The sequence below is a fragment of the Pontibacillus marinus BH030004 = DSM 16465 genome (assembly GCF_000425225.1).
GTDB lineage: Bacteria > Bacillota > Bacilli > Bacillales > BH030062 > Pontibacillus > Pontibacillus marinus.
This window is the reverse complement of the sequence record NZ_AULJ01000063.1, coordinates 1-21,647: the sequence shown is the minus strand read 5'-3', so window position 1 is coordinate 21,647 and position 21,647 is coordinate 1. Positions and strand designations below refer to the sequence as shown.

Below are 21,647 nucleotides of genomic sequence, written 5' to 3'. Positions count from 1 at the left end.
AGCTATCGTACGGTTTTCTGACTTTGAATTTGTGGTTATATCATTTTGCATTCAAGTGATCTAATGCTTTATATGTAGAGGGTTTTAGGATCTGAAATACAGTTTCCCTAAGAATGAAATCAAACGATCTCAGCTATGGGTCCGTTAATCTACATACCAGCAAAGGGGTGAGGGAAACGGCAAACTCCCGCGGTAGAAAGGGCGGACGAGATCCCGCAGAGAGCTTGCGAACGAGGAAGCTCGGCCGGTCTTCCGCAGGAGTATTGCCGTTTCACCGATCCCCTTACTCTCACAAAAGCAACGGACCTCCACCACAATATATCTCGAGTTCAAGTCTTCAAGATAAGGGGGCTTTAAAGGATTATGAAATGCTTCTAAGTTGTATATTTAAAAATACAAATAAAAAATGAGCACCAAAGTCAATTTGATGCTCATTCCGTTATTTATTAATCTTCATTCATTCCAATAAACATAAGCACAAAACGTATTAGTTCAAGTAAAGCAACAAGAGCTGATGCAACGTACGTCCATGCTGCTGCATTTAATACTTTCTTTGTTTCACGTTCTTCGTTATTTCGAATTACTCCTGTAGAAACTAATTGCGACATCGCACGATTGGATGCGTCAAACTCAACAGGTAAGGTAACGAATTGAAACAGAACCGCTGCAGCGAAGAACACGATTCCCACTGCAAATAATCCTGTCATTTGAAGGAAAATACCACCAATAATAAGAAAAATTGATAAGTTTGAACCTAAGCTTGCAACAGGAACCAACGTGTGACGAAGTCTCAAGAAAGAGTAATCTTCAGCATCCTGAATAGCATGCCCTACTTCGTGAGCTGCAACTGCTTGGGCAGCTGTTGAAGGCTGATGATAGTTATCAGAAGACAGATTCACTACTTTTTTACGTGGGTCATAGTGGTCCGAAAGCATGCCTCTTGTTTCATGAACTTGTACATCATATAATCCATTATCATCTAATATTTTTCGAGCAACCTGTGCCCCAGTCATATTTGATGAATTCGGTACCTTTGAATACTTTTTATACGTTTTTTTCACTCGCATTTGTGCCCAAATTGGGATGATGATGATAAATGCTAAATAGATGAGATACGATCCTAAACCCATGTTTCATTCCTCCATAGATGTGAAGTTAACTAGTTCTTCCTAAGATTATTTTAGTCAAAAAAGGTTAAACCGTCAACTACCTCGCTCTTTATGCTCTTCTTTATCGTCACTCTCACCTCTATATTTTCTCCAACCTACATAAGATAATGTACTAATAATGAGCCCACCTACAGAAAAGAGAAGCCATATAAACCCAGGCTCTTCAGTAAAGCTTTTCTCTTCCTCTTTTTCACTAGGTATCTTTTTTAAATCACTCGATAGTACATAAATAAAAGATAACTTTTCTTGCTGATTTTTACCAGATAAAAACGCAAGGAATGAATCTTGGTGTTGTTTCATGATTCTGAATTCATTTTCACCTAATGATACCTTTAATGCTGGCAATAAACGCTCGTACAATGAATAAAGGTGTTGTATTGAACCATTTGTAATTTGCTCAGCTTCAAGGACGCGTGATATTTCATCTTCTAGATAAGACTTCCAAGTAACCCAGAGAGCATCCTGTTCATTCCAAGTTGAATCATAAAGTAATACCACAGTTAAAGCCCTATGGTATTTCTCTTCTGGTGAGGTATTTGTATCTTGAAGAGCAAATTGTGTTTCATTGATTAATGTATTTAATTCATCATAGGATAGTTTCTCTTCAGGAACGATCGAATGCATTTCGTTCACTCTTTTCAATTCATTCAATTTTGCGATTGCTGCTTGATTATGTCCCTCTTTAACAAATTGTAAGAATTGGTATGTAGTTGTTTTGATTTCCTCATATTTCGTTTCACTCGCTTGAACATGATTCACCATTACCAGAGAGAATATCAATACAATACTTAAAACAACATTGGCTCGTACAATAATTTTTTCTTTCATAACGCTCCCCTCTCAATACCTTCTGATTACAATGTATGAAAGGGGAGACAAGTATATGACTTTATACTAGAGGTTGTAGGTCTTATGCAGAGATTTATGCACGGTGAAAAAATAAGCAATTGCGATGGACACAATACTTAGCCAAAACGTAAAGTAGCCAATCTCGTTCATATATGTCATTAAACTTCCATATACGGGCATCATTTCAAAAACATAATCAATAATGTCATTATGTAAGGTCCAAATACCTGCGAAAACTAAATGGCGCATTTTAATCTTGTAGTAAGGTGTGTATAAAAGACCTTGAATGGCCATTGCCCCATGAGAAGCGATCAGCATAAAACCAGTAGGGCTCAAGCTCCCATTTACCAATAATAATAATACGTTCATCACAACTGCCCAAATTCCGTATTTAAATAAGGTCACCACAGCAAGTGCTTCTACATAAGGAACATTTCTCCTCATTATAAAGAAAGCAAGAAAAACACAAAAAAACAGACTTGCGGTTGGGCTGTCAGGTACAAAAATTAAAAAATGATCAGGTGTTACGGCCAATTGGCCACGATACCACCAATAGCCATAAATCGTTCCTAAAACATTGACGATGAATAACAACATTAGAAAAAAACGATTTGTTAATATATAACGAATCATTATAATATCCCTCGTTTACATAGTAATAAAGCATCTCAAACCTGAAGATAGTAAAGAAAACTTGCCGATTGGCAAGCCTTTTAAGGCGTAGACAGAGGCTTAGTTGCGCTTATACTTCATACTTTCAAAATTTTTGCTGCGTCGAATTTCTCCATTGCTAAAATTTTATACTTTCTTAACGTGAAAAAAAGAAGTTGGCGATTTACATGCCAACTTCTACAAGAAACTAAAGAGTATTATTCACTAGCTTTTTCACTTACAGATTTAATAAATTCAGCAAGTTGTTGTAATTCTTCTTCGCTGCCTTTAAACTGACCGGCAGGCATAGTTCCAATACCGTTTTTAGCGATATTTTTGATTTCATCAACTGACTTTTTCGTCTCAGTTAAAGCTGGACCAGCATTACCACCCTCTAAGTTACCACCGTGACAGCTTGCACAGTTTTGCTTGAAGATTTTGTAACCTGGCTTCTCCTTATCAATCTCAACCGTTTCAACAATTTTGCCAGACTCAGCACGTGCTTCCCAATCAACGTGGTCAGCAGCTTCCCAAGTTAGCCAAATTGTAGCCGCAACACCTAAAAGCATCAATGCATTAGCAATTGGACGCTGAAAAGGACGGCGGCCTGGTCCGCGATCTAAGAAAGGTGCAAGTAAAAGTGCACCAAATGCTAATCCAGGAATAACAAATGCACCTAACACAATATATGGTCCACTCGCAAACTCATATTTCAAGAACTGATAAAGGAACAAGAAATACCAGTCAGGAAGTGGGATATATCCAGCATCAGTTGGATCTGCCATTTTTTCAAGTGGTGATGGTGCTACTACAGTAAGTACTAAGAATCCAATAAGGAAAACTGCACCTACTAACCATTCTTTTAATAAGAAGTTCGGCCAGAACGCTTCCGTTCTACCCGGATATTCTGAATAATCTTTTGGTATATTCGGTTTCTTTTCGGCAGGGATACGAGAATCTCCTACGAACTTCATACCTTTTCCCCTATGCATAGCGTTCCCTCCTTTACTTTACAAATTCTTCATCTTATAGTGGTCCAGAAATACCTTGTTTTCGGATCATAACGAAGTGAGCACCCATTAAACCGAATAAGGCAGCCGGAAGGAAGAATACGTGAATGGCAAAGAATCGTGTTAACGTCTGTGCCCCAATAATCTTCGGATCACCAGCTAATAAAGTTTTCAATTCAGTTCCAATTAGTGGTGTTTGTTCGGCAATTTGTAAACCAACTTGTGTTGCGAAGAATGCTTTGTTATCCCAAGGAAGTAGGTAACCTGTGAAACCTAGACCAAGCATAACGAAGAAAATTAAAACTCCCACAACCCAGTTTAATTCACGTGGCTTTTTGTAAGCGCCCTGGAAAAATACGCGCAATGTATGTAAAAACATCATTACGATAACGAGACTGGCACCCCAGTGGTGCATACCGCGTACAATTTGACCATAGGCAACTTGCATTTGAAGGTACTTAACAGATTTCCAAGCATTTTCAATATCAGGAACATAGTACATCGTTAAGAACATGCCTGATAGAACTTGGATTACAGTGATAAAGAATGTTAAACCACCAAAGCAATAAACAAAGGCAGAAAAGTGGTGGGCAGGGTTTACGTGTTCTGGTACTTCGTGGTCTGCAATATCACGCCATAAAGGGGTGATATCTACACGCTCGTCCACCCAATCATATAGTTTTTGAAGCATGTCTTACTTCACCTCCTGATTCGGTACAATTTCACCTAAGTATAAAACGCCATCTTTAACATTTGTTTTGTATTGATCTAATGGAGCAAGTGGAGGTGTTCCAGGAACATTATCACCATTTTTCGAGTAAAGCCCTCCGTGACAAGGACAATAGTATTGGTTAGCGTGTTCTCCTTCTTTCTTCCATTCAACAATACAGCCTAAGTGTTTACAAATTGGTGAAAGGGCTACGATATCGCCTTTTTCATCTTTGTACACCCAAGCAGTTTTAGATACAGTTGATTTGTACCATGCATCGACTTGCTCATAAGAAAAGTCTACACGTGTAGGTGTGTTTGTGATACTAGACACCTCTGTACCCGTAGCAATAAAATCTCCTGCTTTTTGAGGTTTAAGCACAGGATCAACCGCAAAGCGTACCATTGGTGCAAGCATTCCTGCTGCCATAAATCCACCCACACCGGTTAATGTGTAGTTCAAAAATTGTCGACGGGATACTTGTTGTTTTTTGTTACTCATTGTTTTCCCCCCTCTATCCATATAATCCAACATTTCATGGTAAAATTCATTTCACACAGTTTACTAGGACATTATTATGATAGCGCAAACAAAGGGCATGGTCAATAATGTTATTTCAATCCCTGCTCGTGAATTATTCTTGCCAATATGTTGTGATTAATTCCATAACTTGATCAATTTGTGTTCGAATCATATTTTGAGCCTCTTCACTCTGTAAATCATGAGTCTGTCCTGCTGATACCCAAATCAAATTACCATGTAATTTGCTATCTCTTTTCTTCCACTTCTTGTCGAATGTTAGGAACAGAATGTGTTTAAACCCATTATCTTTTGCATGTTCAACGTACCCATTAAGTTTTGGAATTTCCTCATTATAATCTCCATCTAAAAGATAAGAATATGACGGGGCCAAAACAATTCGACCTTTGTATTGTTTTTCAATTTCGTTCACAAAAATATCCATCAGTTCAGCATGTAAGGCTAGTCTTTTGGTATCCTCGTCATTACGAGAAAAGGAGAATGGTACGAAAGGGACTAGAAAAGTATCTACATACTCCTTTGCCTGCACGTACATTTCCATATCATTGTAACTCCACTTCATAATCTTTACTCCTTTTTCCACAACTATATATAAACATTATTTTCATATGTTCTTCCTTAAATTCTAATTTATTACGCTATAAAAATAAACGATATTTTCTTTTAAAACAAGAAAAAACCCCCTATTGCTTTAGGGAGTTAACTTCTTTTGCAATTGATTCAATTGTTGAGATAGTTCCAAGAAACGTTCTTGATCTCCGCTATCTAGTGCTTGATCAATTTGCTCCATGAGCTTCTTCGTCTGGTATTCTGAAATAGATGTTTTTAAAACATTTTCTGCAACCTCTTGATCCTTTTCTGTAATAAAATAATCGTTAGGAATAAAAGGATTTTCTACAAGCACTGCAGCATACTGCGCACATTGATGCGCACTCTTAAAGTTTAATTGAATATACACAGGCTCATTTCGATTCAAACGAATATCATGAAAGGACTTCTCAGCATCTGTTGTCATAATTTGGTCTTTATAGAAACGAAACGGGACTTCATCTACACAATGCGTTGATATGACAATACCTCGCGGGCAAAAGCGAGCTTCCTCAACAAAATGCACATTTTCCATAATGGTATCATGGTTAATTAAATAATTAAGGATCCAAACACTTTCCCGACGCTTTAATTGGTAGTGATTCAAAAACCAACGGACAAACTCTTTCTTATCCTCTACTGATACAGGCATTTTCACCTTAAGCCCTCCTTTTACAAGAGAGAAGACTTACTTATGACTTACTCGGTGGTGTGAAGTCGTGACAAGAACGCTTCTACTTCTTCATCAGTTGATTCAATGGAGAGATAGCGATCAAGTACATCACGAGCTTCTTTTACCCTCCCCTCTTCTACTAGAAAATAACCGTATTCCTTCAAGAACTCACTGTCGTCTTTAAATGCATTATATGCATCTTGGTATCCTTTTAATGCCTCTTTATAATATTCTAATTCATTATTTGCTCGGGCTAACTCCCAAGTATATAATGGATCTTCTTCATTCATTTCGTGAAGGTAATCTAATAAATCCTTAACCGCTTCATAGTCACCGTCTTCTTTATAACGTTCTACAAGAAATAGCGCGGCTTCTTTATACCCAGGATCAAGTGACAATGAAGTTCTAACAAGTTGATAACCTTCCTGTTTATGTTCTAAACGGAATGCTAACGTCCCTGCTAAATAGAAGAGATCTTTATTAAATTCATCTTTCTTTAAGCCTTTTTGAGCAATATCATACGCCTCATCCAACATACCTTCCTGCTCATATGCTTCTGCAAGCAAAGGATAAACAGATTGATAAAATGGATCCTCTTCAACAAGCTTTACCCATACACGAATAGCTATATCAATACGGTTGGCCTGATAAGCCGTAAAACCATAACGGAAGAGTATATCAGGTGTAAAGTCATCTGATGCTTGGAAATAGTCTAATGCCTGTTCAAAGTCTCCAAGAATCGCATAGGCTTCAGCTAAACGTAAAGGGATTTCTGTTTCCCCCATTTGCTGATTTCTACGTAGCGCTTTTTCATAAAATGGGATAGATTTTTGATATTCGCCCGTAGAAAATGCCAACTCACCTAGTGCAAAGTCAATAACAGGTTCATTTGGTTCAATATTTTTGGCAGCTAGTAACTTTGTCTCTGCTACCTCAAATAAACCTTGAGCTTGATATAAATCAGCAAGCTGAACTAAAGCACTTAGATATTCCTCATCCCCTTCAGGAATTTCGTTTAGCAATTCAATTGCTTGTTCATCCTGCTCTTGATCGATATAGATTTCAGCTAACATAACGGTTAATTCATGTTCACCTGGGAATCGAGATTTCAGCTCAAGCAAGATTTCCTTGGCTTCATCTTCCATTCCCCATTGCATAAACATTTCTGCAATTGTATATTTCTCCTCGTCATTTGCTCGAGATAATTCTGTTCTTAATGTTTCGATAGCTTTTTCTGATTTTCCTGCATTCATTAGTTGAATGGCTTCTTCAATACCTTGCATGCCTACACCCTTTCATCGATGCGTGAAGTGATTCGGTATAGAAATGTCTGTTAAACGTCCATACCCTTTTTCATCATTCATTTCTACATGAGCACGAATCACTTTACCACGTAACACTGTAACATATGGTATAGCTCTATGATAAAACATTTGATCTGGCGCTTCAATTTGTCTTTCATCATTTATATACAAATTATAATCAGCGTCACCTAAAGTACGAATATCCCCTTTAAATGGAGAAATGCCAGCTGCATATAAATTACCTACGCTTAGGGGCAACTCATTTAGTGGGTCTGGTAAAGTTCTAATACTATAAGCAGTCATGATCTGATCCCATGTCTTCTTCAGATTCTTTTCAGTAGCAGGGTTAGGAAAGACAGGAACAATAGGTATGAAAGAACTTCCTTGAGCCTGACCAAGCCACTCCCATTTCGTTATGTTTAAAGAGTTTTCATCTGTTACTTCAGCTATAATAAAAGGAGCTTTTTGACGCCCAAAATAACGGACTACTTCGGAATCAATTCGATGTAAAGAAATTCTTGGAGCAACCATATAATCTATTGCCATTAGTTCTAGATCTTGTTTGTATTGCTCCCACATAACCTTCATTTGTTTCTTAGAGCGTATCGGTAACTGTGTAATGATCATCGTACACCCTCTATAAATATACCGTCGAAGTAATGCAGTTCTATAAGGTGCATCATATAAAGGAAACTCCAAGTCGATATATATTTTCCCTGGACCAATCCAAAAAGGGTCTATGACTAAGTTCTTGGTTTGATGTTCCAAAGTACTTGTTTCACACCACTTTCCATCCCGAACAGCAAGTTGTAGTGGCTTCCATTGGTTGCGAACCAAACTGTTTGTCGTATTGATACAATAAGCCTCCATACTCTTGTCCCCTTTTTAAGCGTGTTGTTACAAGGTATGAAGGCTTTATATGGTTTATACGTGACTACCTGTTAATGAACCAAAATCCTCAAAAAATGAGGGGTAGGAAATTGATATACATTCTTCATCAGTTAATGTCACTGATTCATCTGTTAGCAATGAGGCGATTGCCACCATCATTCCTATTCGATGATCATGATAGGAATTGAACGTACCTCCGTTAAGAGGTCCTTGTCTACCTTCAATAATCATCCCATCTTCAGTTCCTGATATAGAAACACCCATTTTACTTAGTGTATCAACAACTGCTTGAATTCGATCTGTTTCCTTGAGACGTAGTTCTCTTGCGTCTTGAATAACGGTCTTTCCTTTGGCCTGAGATGCTACGAGTGCAATAATCGGGAGTTCATCTATCAGGCGAGGTATATCGTCTCCCGAAATCGTCATCCCTTTCAGATTACCGCCATCAACTGTGATATCACCAATCGGCTCATCCCCAATATAGCGGTTCGTTGATACAGATAAGTTTGCACCCATCCGCTTTAATACATCTACCACGCCTGTTCTAGTGGGGTTTAACCCTACATCCTTAACAGTTATATGACTCCCTTTTTTCATGGCTGCTGCACATAAAAAGAAAGCTGCTGATGAAATATCACCTGGGACTTCTATATCTGTTGCAATCAACGTTTGATTTCCTTTAAGTGAAATTTCATTTCCAGCTCTAGTCACATCCACTTGAAAAGCTTTAAGCATTCTCTCTGTGTGATCTCTTGTTGGTACAGGTTCTATTACTTTAGTGACTCCCTCAGCAAATAGACCCGCTAGTAACACAGATGATTTAACTTGAGCACTATTAATAGGAAGTGTATATGAAATAGGCTTTAAAGATCCACCTCTCACACTGATAGGAAGTAAATTCCCATCTTCTCGCCCATCAATTTTCGCTCCCATCTCTCTCAAGGGTAAAGTTACACGATCCATGGGTCTTTTGGTTAAAGATTGATCCCCATAAATACAATAATGATTTGGTGTCCCTGCCAGGATCCCTAATAGTAACCTGGTAGTAGTTCCTGAGTTTCCTAGATCTAAAGGGACTTTAGCTTCTTTAAGACCATTTAACCCTTCACCAGTAACACTGACACTTTGACCATCACGTTTTATTGAAACCCCCATATCTTCAAATGCTTGAAGTGTAGATAGGCAATCCTCACCTGTTAGGAAATTTTTTATTTTCGATTCACCATTTGCAAGAGCTGCTAGCATAATCGCTCTATGTGAGATGGACTTATCACCTGGTACGGATATTGTTCCTTTTATACTTGATTCTTCTTTTTGCGAAAATGTAAGCATGATTTCACTACCCTTTTAAATTGTTATCGATTAAGAATGTTTTGAAACGGAGGATAATTTGTCTTCCATTACTTTCATAATGTGATTCATATCTTCTTCTCGTCCCATTGTAAGTCGAATCGAGTTCGGAATGCCCAGAGCTTCTCCTGAACGAACAATATAGCCATTTTGTAGCAGGTGTTCTGTCATTTCATCCCCACTAATAGGTAAGTGAATTAAAAGGAAGTTCGCTTCAGATGGGTAATACCCTAAACCTAAACGATCACAAAATGCCATCATTTCCTTTTTCACCTTTTTATTATGCTCATACGTATGTTGAATGAACGCTGAATCTTCTAGTGCTAACATAGCAGCTTTTTGTGCAAGCACATTTGTATTGAATGGTTCTCTTGCAGGCTCTAAAGTTGAAATCAACTCTTCTTTAGCAATCCCATATCCAAATCTTAGAGCAGCTAATCCATATGCTTTTGAAAATGTACGAGTGATCATTAAATTTGGATAAGTGGATAAAGCATTTAATGAATCTGCATAGGAAAAGTCTGTAACGTACTCACGGTATGCTTCATCAACAACCACTAAAACATCTTCTGGGCATAGACTCATAAAATGGTCAAAAGCTGTTTGATCGATCATATTACCAGTTGGATTATTTGGATTGCAAAGCCATACGACTCTTGTTTGCTCATCAATTTGATTAAGCATTGTTTCTAAATCATGTTCTCCATCTACTACAGGTACTTCTCGAACTTCCGCTCCCTCAATTAATGCATTATGGCGATATTGTGGAAATGTAGGGGTCGCCATTACAGTATTTGTGCCTGGCTCTAAAAATGTACGACAAATAATTTGGACCACTTCATCCGAGCCATTTCCAAAGAGGATCTGTTTTTCATCAACTTCCAGGCTTGAGGCTAATACATTTCTAATTTGGCGAGCGTATCCATCTGGATAGATTTCAAGTTGTGTAATCGATTCTTGAAGCCCTTTTTGAACATGCTCTGAAAAGCCCAATGGATTTTCATTTGATGCTAACTTAACGATGTTATCTAACCCATAAGCTTCTCGAACTTCCTCAATCGTTTTACCTGGAACATAAGGATTTAATTGACTGAAAATTGGTTTAGTTCTCATTTCTGACTCCCCTTTTCTTAAATCATTTTTCACAATAACCTAGCGATTTCTGCTTATGATTTATATGTTAAATACTATAATGACATGTCGTACTTATTTGACAGATGTCCAGTATTCTTTAAATAATTCCAATTCTCTTCTTAATGTTGATTCTTCAAACGAATGAAGAGTGGGTTGACCCGTTTTGTTTAATAAGACAAAACGAATGGATTGTTGCTTATTTTTCTTATCCCGTTTCATTCTATCAATCAATGGTTCAATACTTAATGAACCGAGAATTTGTATTGGATAATCATGATCATTTAACCAATGCTGATACGCTTCTCGAGGAAGGGATTCTTGTTGAGTGTAACGTTCACTTAAAAACAGAGCAAAGTCCATACCTAAAGCTACCGCTTCACCATGAGTAATCGTCCCATAACCAAACTCAGCTTCTAATGCATGGCCAAGTGTATGACCAAAATTCAAAAAGCTCCGAATCCCCTGTTCCTTTTCATCCTCAGCTACGATGTCGGCTTTTATGGATATCCCCTTCCATAATAAATGTTCAACAACTTCTTTTGACTCTTCCGAGAATGTATCTAATCTAAAACAGGCTTGCAACATATCCTGATCATGGATCCAAGCATGTTTAATCACTTCAGCCATTCCAGAACGCCATTCCTGATCTGACAGGGTGGTTAAAGTTTGCGTATCATAAATAACACCTTTAGGTTGATGAAAACTCCCAATAACGTTTTTGGAGAGAGGATGATTTATAGCAACTTTACCTCCAACACTGCTGTCATGAGCTAAAACAGTGGTCGGGATCTGAACATAATCAATTCCTCTCATATACGTAGCAGCCACAAAACCAGCTAAGTCACCTACAACGCCTCCACCTAACGCAATTATTAGTGAATGGCGATTTAACCCTTTATTTATGGCTTCTGTATGACAGGCTTCAAATGACTCCACTGATTTAGAGCTTTCTCCTGCTGTAATGATATAGGAACTTACTTTCATATCGGAACCTAGAGCATGGAGAATATCATCTAAATATAATGGTGCAACATGTGTATCTGTTATAACCATAACGTCTTCATAAGTCTTTGAAAGAAGTTCTTTTAACTGATGTCGGATGCCATCTCCGATATAAATTGTATAAGGTTCAGAAGATGCTTTAACATAAATAGATTTCATTTAGAAATTCCTAACCTCTTCGCGATATTGGTCTAAGGCTTCTTGCAATTGTTCAAAACGATCATGTGGAAATTGCTCTGTAAGTGCTCTGGCAAGCTCCCAAGCAACAACATGCTCCATTACTACAGAAGCTGCAGGCACAGCACATGAATCAGATCGTTCTATACTTGCCTTAAAGGGTTCTTTTGAATCAATGTCTATACTCTGTAAAGGCTTATATAGAGTAGGTATTGGCTTCATAACCCCTTTTACAATGATAGGCATTCCAGTTGTCATTCCGCCTTCAAATCCGCCCAAACGGTTGGTTTTACGGTAATAACCTCTTTCATCATCCCAATCAATCTCATCATGGACTTGGCTTCCATTTAGGTTAGCCGCTTCAAAACCTACTCCAAACTCTACACCTTTAAAGGCGTTAATGCTCATGACACTTCCGCCAATACGAGCATCTAGTTTTCTGTCGTAATGAACATATGAACCCACACCAGCGGGCATACCTTCCACCATTACTTCTACGACACCACCAATGGAGTCTCCTTCTTTTTTAGCTTGATCAATAGCATTCATCATTTTCTGTTCAGCATCTTTGTCTAGTGTGCGAACAGGAGATTCTTCTGAGATTTCTTTTTTCTCTTCACAAGATAAACCTTCGTCAAATTGTGAAGTTATTCCTCCAATGTTACGAACATATCCAATAATATTGATACCCAGAGAGGAAAGCATTTTTTTAGCTACAGCACCTGCTGCCACTCTAGCTGCTGTTTCGCGAGCTGAAGACCTCTCTAGAACATTTCGCATGTCACGGTGTCCATATTTTAATGCACCATTTAAATCAGCATGTCCTGGGCGAGGCCTACTAATCGTACGTCGAACTTCTTCATCTTCCCCTATAGGATCTTCACCCATAATATTTCTCCAATGAGTAAAGTCATCATTCTTTAAGACTAAAGAGATTGGAGAACCTAATGTATATCCATGACGGACTCCTGAAGTAATCTCAATTAAATCTTTCTCAATTTGCATACGGCGTCCACGGCCATAACCACCTTGGCGGCGTATTAATGATTCGTCTATATCTTCTCTGTATAGAGGTAAATTTGAAGGAATGCCTTCGATAATTGTAGTTAATTGTTTTCCATGTGATTCACCAGCTGTTAAATAGCGCATAATAACCTTCCTTCCAATATGTATAAGATTTTAATAATGACTCTATCATATCCAAGAAAAAGTATCGATATAAAATTATAAAAAAATTGAGAACCCTTAATAGGTTCTCATGTTGGATTACGACTTTTGATAAAAAAATGTTTCTAATGGATTTAGGTTATATTTTTGTGGATTAAATATTTGCTCAGTGCTTCCAACAAACAAAACCCCTGAATCATTAAGAGCCTGACTGAAGTTTTTATAAACATTTTGTTTAGCTTCTTCTGTAAAATAAATTAAAACATTTCTACACACAATGAGGTCAAACTGCTTGTCATATGTATCAGCTAATAAATTATGCTTCTTGAACGTGACACATTGTTTAATATCATCTGTTACTTGAAAAAAATCACCTTTTTGTTTAAAGAACTTTTGTCTTATTTTCTCAGGAACCTCTTTTAACGAACGCTTAGGATAAACTCCTTGCTTCGCTCTCATCATAACATTCTCATCGATGTCAGTTGCTAAGATTTTTATATTGTTCAATTTGAAGTATTTACTTAATACCATAGCTAATGTGTATGGTTCTTCTCCTGTAGAACAGGCAGCACTCCACACCTTTAAGCGCTGTTTATTTTTTATTAAATCCGGTAGAATATTTTTTTCAAGCACTTCCCATCGTTGTGCATTTCGATAAAACTCAGAAACGTTTATGGTCATTCGATCTAAAAATTCATAGAAAAGTTCATCATCATTTTTTAATGCTCTAAAATATGTATCAAAATCCTTATATCCTCTTTTCTCCCTTAATGATGTAAGGCGCCGCTTCATTTGAGCTTCCTTATAAAGAGATAAATCAATACCAGTATGATGATTAACTTGCTTTATAAATGTTTCATATTCCATGGACATTGCCCTCTTCTCCCCTAACCACTCTTTCTATCTCCATCAAGCTAATCGTAATTGAACTCTTTATAGTTGTAAAGCACTATTAAAAAAAGAGACCAGCGAAATCGCTGATCTCTTTTCCCAATTAGTAGATTAGTATAACCAAGAAGCGTCGTTTTTATCGTAGTCTACTAGTTCCTCTTTATCAAAGAATAGATTGATTTCACGTTCAGCACTCTCAGGAGAGTCAGAACCGTGAATGACGTTCTTCCCTACTGTAATACCGTAGTCACCACGGATTGTTCCAGGTAGTGCTTCTGCTGGCTTTGTAGCACCCATCATTTGACGTGCGGTAGCGATTACATTTTCGCCTTCCCAAACCATGGCAAAGACAGGACCAGATGTAATGAAATCAACAAGCTCTCCAAAGAAAGGACGCTCTTTATGTTCACCGTAATGCTCTTCTGCTAGAGCATTAGGGATACTCATGAGTTTACCACCCGCAAGTTTAAATCCTTTTTTCTCGAAACGAGATACAATATCTCCGATTAAATTACGCTGAACTCCGTCAGGTTTAACCATAATGAACGTTTTTTCCATTTTCTCCACCTCTTCGTATGTAGTTAGATTTATGAAAGCGTTTAAATATGAACCGATAAAAATTCTATCAAATTTTCCGAAAAGTAGCAAACCCTTTTAAGACTTTCTTTTTCCAATATATCGAGCGATACTCTTAAACGTTTGTTTTGCCTTTTGTTCAGGAAGCTGTTCCAGCGCTTCATACGCTTTATTTAAATAACGTTCACTTAACGATAACGAAGCATTTATTCCTGGCGAGCTTTTAATATGATTCACAACGGATGTTAAATCTTCTTGAGAGATTTCTTGTTGCCCTTGTTGGAATAAGGATTCTAATTTGTGTTTAAAGTTGTGATCCTGAGCGATCGCATAGATGACAGGCAATGTAATATTACCTTGTAATAGGTCACTTCCAGCAGGTTTGCCTAGCTCCTCTTCTGTTGCAGTAAAGTCCAGAACATCATCAATAATTTGATAGGACATTCCAACGTAATAGCCATATTGGAAGAGAGCTTTCTCTTCCTTGGCAGATACATTAGCCGCTATCCCCCCAAGTTGACAACTTACAGCAATTAATAGGGCAGTCTTTCGTTTGATGCGTCGTAAATACGTTCGTAGGTTTTGATCCCAATTAAATTTATCTTTAATTTGTTCGATTTCCCCTAAACATACCTCTACAATCGTTTCAGACAAAATACGATGGGCTTGTGGCTTTTGAAGGTTTGAGAGGCATTCAATGGCCCTTGCGAAAATATAATCCCCTGTGTACATGGCAATGCGGTTATCCCATTTCGCCTTAATAGTCGGCTCCCCTCGCCTTAATTCAGCTTCATCAATCACATCATCATGTACTAAAGATGCCATATGGATTAATTCTAAGGAGACAGCAACATCCTTCATCCGTTCTAAATCATAGTCCCCAAATTTTCCAGCCAATAAAACAAAAACAGGACGGATCCTTTTTCCGCCTGCTTCAAGTAATTGGGTTGATGCTTCTCGTAGGACGTCATTCTCAGCCTGAATCGTTTCATTCAACGCTTTCTCTATTTTATCTAAATCATTTTTCAGAAATGGATATATCATCGCTAATTTCATTAGAGTCACCTTTAAGAATCATTCTTGTGGGATGTAGATGGCTTTTGCCCCATATGCATGGCGGCAACACCTCCCGTATATCGCTTTACAATTACGTTTTCTAATCCAGCACGCTCAAACATATTCTTTAACTGCTTTGGTCCTGGAAAATCTTTTGCTGATTCATATAACCAAGCATATTCATCATAGCTTTTGGCAAAAAGCTTACCAAAGAAAGGCATCACGTACCGGAAATATATATAATACCCTTGTTTAAAACCAATCATGGATGGCTGAGAGGTCTCAAGACAAACAACTTTCCCATTTGGTTTTACGACTCGAGTCATTTCTTTTAAAACTTGCTCATAATTAGGTACATTACGTAAGCCGAATCCGATGGTTACATAGTCAAAGGAATTATCCTCAAAAGGAAGATTCATCGCATCTCCATGAACAAAAGAAACAAAATCTTTTTCTAATTCTTTTTTCTTGGCTTCACCTACTGAGAGCATATTTTGACTAAAGTCTAAACCAATGACTTTACCTTCCTTACCAACTGAATCTGCTAGTGCCATGGTCCAGTCACCAGTACCACAGCATACATCAAGCGCATGATCTCCCTTTTGGACATCCATACGTTTCATAACGTCTGTGCGCCATGCTTTATGGCGTTGAAAAGATATAATAGAGTTCATTACGTCATATCGGTTATATATTTTCTCAAAAACGTGATGGACTCGTTCGGATTTTGTTTGTTCGTTCATATATTACCCTTCTTCCACTGCATGTTGATTAAAGTAAACGCTGTTATAGATATGTTTTTGTAAATATTGCTTTAATGCTTCAAAACGTTGTGGAAGCTGTGTGATGGACTCTTCTACAAGCAATAGATGTTTATGGACAAATTTTTCAATGGTACGTATGGCCTGTCCACCGCTTTGATGGACGAAACGACTTTTTAAAAGAAGCTCTAATAACGGGGCATTTTCTCTATCACGATAGCGGTTATTTTCTATTTGTAAACGCATAGCTAATAACCAATCAGCTGCAACATCATTCATGCCTGGTTTATTGACGAACTCTGCCACTCTTTGTATGAGAAGAGACTCTACTTGTTTGAGGCCTTCCATAACTTGGTCCATGCTGGCAAATTCTTGCGTATAAATCCGCATCTTTAGTTCATTGATCTCTTTGATTGCAGAGGCTAATGTACGAATCATCGGGAGATCTTCAAGCTTTGATAATAAATAATAATAAAGTCCACTATAATAATCTCCAGCTAATACTGTAAGCTGGCGATTCTTCTTTGAAAGGTTGTCCTCTTTATCAATGTTAAGTGTAACAAGTTCATGTGTATCTAGAGCTATTTGAACAAGCATTGTCGTTATAATATAGTTCTTTTGTTTCTCGATAGGGAGGTCCGAATCATTCAACACAGTTGAAAGGAACATTAGCTTATCCTCACTAATGACAGGATTAGGCAGGAATTTCGCTAAGTATGGATGTCGGATCTCTTGTTCTATAGATGTTTTCAACTCATATATATTTAAATCATTTTGTTTCAATGCCATCACCTAAAGCCTTTCGTGCCGAATCCCGGCTTTTATATCATCACCATTATAGCATTATCTATGACGATTGAACATTTATAAGTATGTATAGAATACCCATTTCAGTTTGAAAATAGGCAAGCGTTCATCATATTTCATAGTAAAGGAGATGAGATGGGTGAAACAAGTAAAGAAAATCTTGCCAATTAGCAAGCCTTTTAAGGCGCAGACAGAGGCTACGTGCAAAAAGAAAAGCAGAGATTACTCTGCGTCTGTTTCGGTGTCCGTGTACATTTCACCATGACTTGTTTGTAGCAATGCTTTACCTCGAACCTTTACTGCTGATGTATGTTCTGTAAATTGAGCGATCATAACTTCACCTGTATCCAACTTCTCTGAATGGTGAAAACGGGTATCAGTCCCTCTTGTTAAGCCGATTACATTTACGCCATCTTCTAAAGCTTTAATAACTACAAAATCACCTGTATTGCTCATCAATAATTTCTCCTTTATCTCTCATTGCTATTCCTACTAAATTAGCTTCTATTAGAAAACAAGGCTGACTCATTACTATGAGTCAGCCCTTTTAAGCCCTATATGTAATGTTATTTAACAGCATCTTTAAGGGCTTTACCTGGTTTGAATGCAGGAACCTTGCTAGCTGAAATTTCGATTTCCTCACCTGATTGTGGGTTACGACCTTTACGAGCTGCACGTTCACGTACTTCAAAGTTTCCGAAACCAATTAGTTGTACTTTTTCACCGTCTTTAAGAGAATCTGTGATAGATTCAATAACTGCGTCAACAGCTTGTGTAGCATCTTTTTTAGACAGTTCACTTTTTTCAGCAACTGCATTGATTAGATCAGTCTTGTTCATGCTATTCACCTCCTCTAAGTAAATAAGGTTCAGGTTGAACAAAAGAAGTAATGATTACTATCCTTTGTTCACATTTTTTCAGCGTCTTATACACTTAATCACCAAGAAAACTTGATGACAAGCCTTATATTAAACGATGAGTCGAGGAAATTCAATAAAAACGGGCAAGATTCTTCATAATTCAGGCTATATTACCATACTTAAGAGGCTTTGCCAGTCTAGTATATTGAATAATCAAACTTTTCCCCAACATTGCCAAAACCCTTGTGTGCCAAGGGATACAGCATTCCACTCACTCACCAGAATGTTCAGAATTTTTCACGGAATCATGATTTTAAAAAAATCGAAAAAAATTTTAAAAAAAATACAACCCTGGCCTGATTCAGCAAGGGTTGCGCCTTCATTTTGAATATACATTAACGTTTATAAGGGACAGAATGTATGCCGCCCATTTCCGTAACGGGTCTCAAATTCATTAAAGAATGAAAAGAAAAAAGCGGCGAACGACCGCTTATAATATAATTGCGATCATTCCGCCATTTCCTTCATTAATAATTCTCTGTAATGTTTCTTGTAATTTATACTGAGCGTTCTCTGGCATCAGAGATAGTTTTGCATTAATCCCTTCCCGTACAATGGAGTTAAGAGAACGTCCGAATATATCTGAATTCCAAATGGATAGTGGATCTTCCTCAAAATCTTGCATGAGATAACGAACTAGTTCTTCACTTTGCTTTTCTGTACCAATAATCGGTGCAAATTCTGATTCTACATCCACTTTCACCATATGAATAGAAGGAGCAACTGCTTTTAGTCTTACGCCAAATCTTGAACCCTGTCGAATAATTTCAGGCTCCTCTAATGACATTTCATGAACAGATGGCGACGCAATACCATATCCTGTTTGTTTCACCATTGTTAATGCATCTGCAACCTGATCATACTCACGTTTCGCATGCGCAAAATCTTGCATCAGCTGGAGCAAATGATCTTTGCCTCTAATTTCTTCACCAACAATTTCTTTTAACACTTGATCATATAGGTGGTCAGGTGCTTGAAGGTCAATTTCAGCTACCCCTTCACCCATTTCCATACCTGAAAGTTGAGCGGTATCAATATAATCGTAATCACCAAATTGATTTACAACTCGATCTACATCTCTCAAGCGTTTTATATCTTGTACAGTCTGTTGAATAGCATCCTGATAATTCTTTCTTAGCCAGTGATCTTCGTTTAAAACCATTACCCAGCTTGGAAGATTAACGTTTACTTCAAGCACTGGGAATTCATATAATGCTTCACGTAGAACGTTATACACATCATCTTCTCTCATACTTTCAACACTCATAGCAAGAACTGGAATATCGTATTTTTCCTGAAGTTCTTGGCGTAGCAATTCTGTCTCTTGGCTATGAGGTTTAACAGAGTTCACAATCATGATATAAGGTTTTCCGACTTCCTTCAGCTCTTCTACCACTCGTTCTTCTGCTTCTACATAATCGTCACGTGGAATCTCGCCAATTGTTCCATCTGTTGTTACAACAACACCAATTGTTGAATGTTCAGTAATTACTTTGCGGGTACCGATCTCCGCTGCATCATGAAAAGGAATTGGCTCTTCATACCATGGTGTGTTAATCATACGAGGACCATCTTCATCCTCATACCCCTTTGCACCTTCTACAGTATAACCCACACAATCAACAACTCTAAAGTTTACATCCAAACCTTCATCTACATGTACTTCGACAGCTTGATTTGGTACAAATTTTGGTTCTGTAGTCATAATCGTTCTACCTGCCGCACTTTGAGGAAGCTCGTCTTGAGCACGGGCACGTTCACCCTCATCTTGAATGTTTGGTAGTACAACTGTCTCCATAAACTTCTTAATAAATGTAGATTTGCCTGTTCGAACCGCTCCGACTACTCCTAAATAAATATCTCCATCAGTTCGTTTAGAGATATCTTTGAAAATATCAACTCTTTCCAAGTGTGATCCCTCCCGATCCATTTACTTCGCCTGGATATGCAAGACATAATCTCTTACGAATCTTTGACATTACAAGTCTATGACGTTGTCCTAATAAATTATGACTAGTTTTTGTGAAATCTTTCTCTTAAGTAGAATGAGGCTTCTTCAGTAGAAAAAACCCCCTCTTCTTTATATATCATTTAAAATAAAAAAAGATGCCTGATAACAGACATCTTTTTGATAAAGTTAGAAAATATTTTTTATAACCTAAGAACCTTTTTGGTAAAAAACAGGTTCACCATCTTTTACAGTGTAAGGCAATGAATATGCAGGAACGATCGCTGAGTGATCTGCAAGAAGAAAACGGATATCATCTCCATTTTCATAATTATGATCATACTCTTGCAGGGCATTATAAAGATCTTGTCGATAATCTATATAAAGATTTCCATTTACATCCATCAAAATAGGCAGCCGGTTACCTGAATATGGACTTACGACTGTTGGAGGCTCATCTAAACCAATCAACTCATAATTGATGGAATAGATATCTTCAGCTACTTCTTCCTTAAACGGAGGGTATTTATGTTCATTTCGATATGCAATCAATCGCATATTAACATCACGTACATCTTGAATTGTACGTAAATCAATTACTTTTACTGTAGGATCCTCTTCAGGGGTTATAATAACGTACTGATATACGCCCCCTCTTTCGTAAGAATTCCCAGGTAATTCAGCCATAATCCCAGATTCTTTTAATCGCTCAAAGTTCACAGGATATTTTCTGAATATGGGAACATCTTGCTCCCTTGTTTTGATCGGTAACTCCATAGGATATTTTTCAACAAATTGATCAACAGCTGTTTGTACAGTTTCAAGCTGTAGTTGGTTAGGCGTTTGGTTTTTGGCCAAACGGTTCTCTGGATATAAACAACCAGACAATAAAAAAGTGGTGAGTATCATCATACTCAATAACTTACGATGCATGTTTATTCCTCCGATTTATCTTTACGATGTTGGACCGCTTAAGACAATATAAAAGATAATAATTCCAGCAAGAATCATAAATATGTACGCTAATATGGCAACAATGACACTGATTACGCCTTTTAACTTGAGACGACTAAACATAATTAAGCCGATCGCTAAAAACATAAAAATCATTCCTGCAAAAGAGATATACATGTTTAACATCGATTCAGACATATAGACAGCTCCTTTTGCGTTTGACACAACTTAACGAATGTCATTATACCACACGTATGGCATAGACTGTAGGTTGAAGGAATTGAATTTTTTATGAAATCGAATTAATTTAATGTGCTTGTTCAATTAAAGCCCCCTTATCTTGAAGACTTGGTTTCGAGATAAAGTGCGTATGGTTCCGTTGCTTTTTTGCAGATCGGCGGGCTGTGGAAGGGGTTGCTTTCCTGCGGACGAAGCGCCGAGCCTCCTCATTCGCAAGCTCTCTGCGGGGTCTCGTCACTCCGTTCTTCCGCTGGAGTCAACCCGTTCCACAGCCCACCTT

General features: G+C 37.7%; 24 protein-coding genes. All 24 read right to left on the bottom strand.

The window, feature by feature from the left end; genetic code table 11:
* Positions 1-446: 446 nt before the first annotated feature.
* The 24 genes from H514_RS0113540 to H514_RS0113425 all read right to left on the bottom strand — a co-directional run bounded on the left by H514_RS0113540 (position 447) and on the right by H514_RS0113425 (position 21,325).
* The gene (locus tag H514_RS0113540; protein WP_027447445.1) at positions 447-1,130 is read right to left on the bottom strand and encodes a zinc metallopeptidase; all 684 of its coding nucleotides are present in this window, start codon (positions 1,128-1,130) and stop codon (positions 447-449) included.
* Between the two features lie 72 nt (positions 1,131-1,202).
* Positions 1,203-1,997, bottom strand: coding sequence for a sporulation protein YpjB (locus H514_RS0113535; protein WP_027447444.1), 795 nt, complete (start codon positions 1,995-1,997; stop codon positions 1,203-1,205).
* A gap of 66 nt (positions 1,998-2,063) precedes the next feature.
* On the bottom strand, positions 2,064-2,651 hold the full coding sequence (lhaT, locus tag H514_RS0113530) for a lipoprotein heptaprenylglyceryl N-acetyltransferase LhaT (protein WP_027447443.1): 588 nt from the start codon (positions 2,649-2,651) through the stop codon (positions 2,064-2,066).
* 236 nt (positions 2,652-2,887) lie between these two features.
* Positions 2,888-3,661: a menaquinol-cytochrome c reductase cytochrome b/c subunit gene (locus tag H514_RS0113525; protein ID WP_027447442.1), complete on the bottom strand. Its 774-nt coding sequence runs from the start codon at positions 3,659-3,661 to the stop codon at positions 2,888-2,890.
* Positions 3,662-3,695: 34 nt separating this feature from the next.
* Positions 3,696-4,370: a menaquinol-cytochrome c reductase cytochrome b subunit gene (qcrB, locus tag H514_RS0113520; RefSeq protein WP_027447441.1), complete on the bottom strand. Its 675-nt coding sequence runs from the start codon at positions 4,368-4,370 to the stop codon at positions 3,696-3,698.
* 3 nt (positions 4,371-4,373) lie between these two features.
* Positions 4,374-4,889, bottom strand: a complete 516-nt coding sequence (locus H514_RS0113515) for a ubiquinol-cytochrome c reductase iron-sulfur subunit (RefSeq protein WP_027447440.1) — start codon at positions 4,887-4,889, stop codon at positions 4,374-4,376.
* Positions 4,890-5,022: 133 nt separating this feature from the next.
* Positions 5,023-5,490 (bottom strand): YpiF family protein, encoded by a 468-nt coding sequence (locus tag H514_RS0113510; protein ID WP_027447439.1) that lies wholly within the window; start codon positions 5,488-5,490, stop codon positions 5,023-5,025.
* Between the two features lie 129 nt (positions 5,491-5,619).
* Positions 5,620-6,168 (bottom strand): ReoY family proteolytic degradation factor, encoded by a 549-nt coding sequence (locus H514_RS0113505; protein WP_081673029.1) that lies wholly within the window; start codon positions 6,166-6,168, stop codon positions 5,620-5,622.
* 47 nt (positions 6,169-6,215) lie between these two features.
* Entirely contained in the window at positions 6,216-7,472 is a 1,257-nt protein-coding gene (locus H514_RS0113500; protein WP_027447437.1) for a tetratricopeptide repeat protein, read from the bottom strand.
* A 12-nt stretch (positions 7,473-7,484) separates the two neighbouring features.
* Positions 7,485-8,363, bottom strand: a complete 879-nt coding sequence (locus tag H514_RS0113495) for a hypothetical protein (protein ID WP_027447436.1) — start codon at positions 8,361-8,363, stop codon at positions 7,485-7,487.
* 54 nt (positions 8,364-8,417) lie between these two features.
* On the bottom strand, positions 8,418-9,716 hold the full coding sequence (aroA, locus tag H514_RS0113490) for a 3-phosphoshikimate 1-carboxyvinyltransferase (RefSeq protein WP_027447435.1): 1,299 nt from the start codon (positions 9,714-9,716) through the stop codon (positions 8,418-8,420).
* 30 nt (positions 9,717-9,746) lie between these two features.
* Positions 9,747-10,847 carry a histidinol-phosphate transaminase gene (gene hisC, locus H514_RS0113485; RefSeq protein ID WP_027447434.1) on the bottom strand — a complete coding sequence of 367 codons (1,101 nt, stop codon included), beginning with the start codon at positions 10,845-10,847 and terminating at the stop codon, positions 9,747-9,749.
* A 93-nt stretch (positions 10,848-10,940) separates the two neighbouring features.
* Positions 10,941-12,029 (bottom strand): 3-dehydroquinate synthase, encoded by a 1,089-nt coding sequence (gene aroB, locus H514_RS0113480; RefSeq protein ID WP_027447433.1) that lies wholly within the window; start codon positions 12,027-12,029, stop codon positions 10,941-10,943.
* On the bottom strand, positions 12,030-13,196 hold the full coding sequence (gene aroC / locus H514_RS0113475) for a chorismate synthase (protein ID WP_027447432.1): 1,167 nt from the start codon (positions 13,194-13,196) through the stop codon (positions 12,030-12,032).
* 117 nt (positions 13,197-13,313) lie between these two features.
* A complete protein-coding gene (locus H514_RS0113470) occupies positions 13,314-14,087 on the bottom strand; it encodes a CheR family methyltransferase (protein WP_027447431.1) in 774 nt (257 codons plus the stop codon).
* Positions 14,088-14,216: 129 nt separating this feature from the next.
* Positions 14,217-14,663, bottom strand: a complete 447-nt coding sequence (gene ndk / locus H514_RS0113465; RefSeq protein ID WP_027447430.1) for a nucleoside-diphosphate kinase — start codon at positions 14,661-14,663, stop codon at positions 14,217-14,219.
* A 96-nt stretch (positions 14,664-14,759) separates the two neighbouring features.
* Positions 14,760-15,737, bottom strand: a complete 978-nt coding sequence (gene hepT / locus H514_RS0113460) for a heptaprenyl diphosphate synthase component II (protein WP_027447429.1) — start codon at positions 15,735-15,737, stop codon at positions 14,760-14,762.
* Between the two features lie 11 nt (positions 15,738-15,748).
* On the bottom strand, positions 15,749-16,480 hold the full coding sequence (locus H514_RS0113455; RefSeq protein WP_027447428.1) for a demethylmenaquinone methyltransferase: 732 nt from the start codon (positions 16,478-16,480) through the stop codon (positions 15,749-15,751).
* Positions 16,481-16,483: 3 nt separating this feature from the next.
* Positions 16,484-17,287: a heptaprenyl diphosphate synthase component 1 gene (locus H514_RS23075; protein WP_231566632.1), complete on the bottom strand. Its 804-nt coding sequence runs from the start codon at positions 17,285-17,287 to the stop codon at positions 16,484-16,486.
* 240 nt (positions 17,288-17,527) lie between these two features.
* Positions 17,528-17,761: a trp RNA-binding attenuation protein MtrB gene (gene mtrB / locus H514_RS0113445; protein WP_027447426.1), complete on the bottom strand. Its 234-nt coding sequence runs from the start codon at positions 17,759-17,761 to the stop codon at positions 17,528-17,530.
* Between the two features lie 110 nt (positions 17,762-17,871).
* Positions 17,872-18,144 carry an HU family DNA-binding protein gene (locus H514_RS0113440; RefSeq protein ID WP_036843149.1) on the bottom strand — a complete coding sequence of 91 codons (273 nt, stop codon included), beginning with the start codon at positions 18,142-18,144 and terminating at the stop codon, positions 17,872-17,874.
* A 511-nt stretch (positions 18,145-18,655) separates the two neighbouring features.
* Positions 18,656-20,134, bottom strand: coding sequence for a stage IV sporulation protein A (gene spoIVA / locus H514_RS0113435; protein WP_027447424.1), 1,479 nt, complete (start codon positions 20,132-20,134; stop codon positions 18,656-18,658).
* 249 nt (positions 20,135-20,383) lie between these two features.
* On the bottom strand, positions 20,384-21,106 hold the full coding sequence (locus H514_RS0113430) for a hypothetical protein (protein WP_027447423.1): 723 nt from the start codon (positions 21,104-21,106) through the stop codon (positions 20,384-20,386).
* A 21-nt stretch (positions 21,107-21,127) separates the two neighbouring features.
* Positions 21,128-21,325: a DUF2768 domain-containing protein gene (locus H514_RS0113425; RefSeq protein ID WP_027447422.1), complete on the bottom strand. Its 198-nt coding sequence runs from the start codon at positions 21,323-21,325 to the stop codon at positions 21,128-21,130.
* Positions 21,326-21,647: the final 322 nt, after the last annotated feature.

Excerpts from the sequence above, each read along its gene's own strand:
- H514_RS0113540 (WP_027447445.1), bottom strand. The coding sequence starts at position 1,130 with ATGGGTTTAGGATCGTATCTCATCTATTTAGCATTTATCATCATCATC.
- H514_RS0113535 (WP_027447444.1), bottom strand. The coding sequence starts at position 1,997 with ATGAAAGAAAAAATTATTGTACGAGCCAATGTTGTTTTAAGTATTGTA.
- lhaT (WP_027447443.1), bottom strand. The coding sequence starts at position 2,651 with ATGATTCGTTATATATTAACAAATCGTTTTTTTCTAATGTTGTTATTC.
- H514_RS0113525 (WP_027447442.1), bottom strand. The coding sequence starts at position 3,661 with ATGCATAGGGGAAAAGGTATGAAGTTCGTAGGAGATTCTCGTATCCCT.
- qcrB (WP_027447441.1), bottom strand. The coding sequence starts at position 4,370 with ATGCTTCAAAAACTATATGATTGGGTGGACGAGCGTGTAGATATCACC.
- H514_RS0113515 (WP_027447440.1), bottom strand. The coding sequence starts at position 4,889 with ATGAGTAACAAAAAACAACAAGTATCCCGTCGACAATTTTTGAACTAC.
- H514_RS0113510 (WP_027447439.1), bottom strand. The coding sequence starts at position 5,490 with ATGAAGTGGAGTTACAATGATATGGAAATGTACGTGCAGGCAAAGGAG.
- H514_RS0113505 (WP_081673029.1), bottom strand. The coding sequence starts at position 6,168 with ATGCCTGTATCAGTAGAGGATAAGAAAGAGTTTGTCCGTTGGTTTTTG.
- H514_RS0113500 (WP_027447437.1), bottom strand. The coding sequence starts at position 7,472 with ATGCAAGGTATTGAAGAAGCCATTCAACTAATGAATGCAGGAAAATCA.
- H514_RS0113495 (WP_027447436.1), bottom strand. The coding sequence starts at position 8,363 with ATGGAGGCTTATTGTATCAATACGACAAACAGTTTGGTTCGCAACCAA.
- aroA (WP_027447435.1), bottom strand. The coding sequence starts at position 9,716 with ATGCTTACATTTTCGCAAAAAGAAGAATCAAGTATAAAAGGAACAATA.
- hisC (WP_027447434.1), bottom strand. The coding sequence starts at position 10,847 with ATGAGAACTAAACCAATTTTCAGTCAATTAAATCCTTATGTTCCAGGT.
- aroB (WP_027447433.1), bottom strand. The coding sequence starts at position 12,029 with ATGAAATCTATTTATGTTAAAGCATCTTCTGAACCTTATACAATTTAT.
- aroC (WP_027447432.1), bottom strand. The coding sequence starts at position 13,196 with ATGCGCTATTTAACAGCTGGTGAATCACATGGAAAACAATTAACTACA.
- H514_RS0113470 (WP_027447431.1), bottom strand. The coding sequence starts at position 14,087 with ATGTCCATGGAATATGAAACATTTATAAAGCAAGTTAATCATCATACT.
- ndk (WP_027447430.1), bottom strand. The coding sequence starts at position 14,663 with ATGGAAAAAACGTTCATTATGGTTAAACCTGACGGAGTTCAGCGTAAT.
- hepT (WP_027447429.1), bottom strand. The coding sequence starts at position 15,737 with ATGAAATTAGCGATGATATATCCATTTCTGAAAAATGATTTAGATAAA.
- H514_RS0113455 (WP_027447428.1), bottom strand. The coding sequence starts at position 16,480 with ATGAACGAACAAACAAAATCCGAACGAGTCCATCACGTTTTTGAGAAA.
- H514_RS23075 (WP_231566632.1), bottom strand. The coding sequence starts at position 17,287 with ATGGCATTGAAACAAAATGATTTAAATATATATGAGTTGAAAACATCT.
- mtrB (WP_027447426.1), bottom strand. The coding sequence starts at position 17,761 with ATGAGCAATACAGGTGATTTTGTAGTTATTAAAGCTTTAGAAGATGGC.
- H514_RS0113440 (WP_036843149.1), bottom strand. The coding sequence starts at position 18,144 with ATGAACAAGACTGATCTAATCAATGCAGTTGCTGAAAAAAGTGAACTG.
- H514_RS0113430 (WP_027447423.1), bottom strand. The coding sequence starts at position 21,106 with ATGCATCGTAAGTTATTGAGTATGATGATACTCACCACTTTTTTATTG.
- H514_RS0113425 (WP_027447422.1), bottom strand. The coding sequence starts at position 21,325 with ATGTCTGAATCGATGTTAAACATGTATATCTCTTTTGCAGGAATGATT.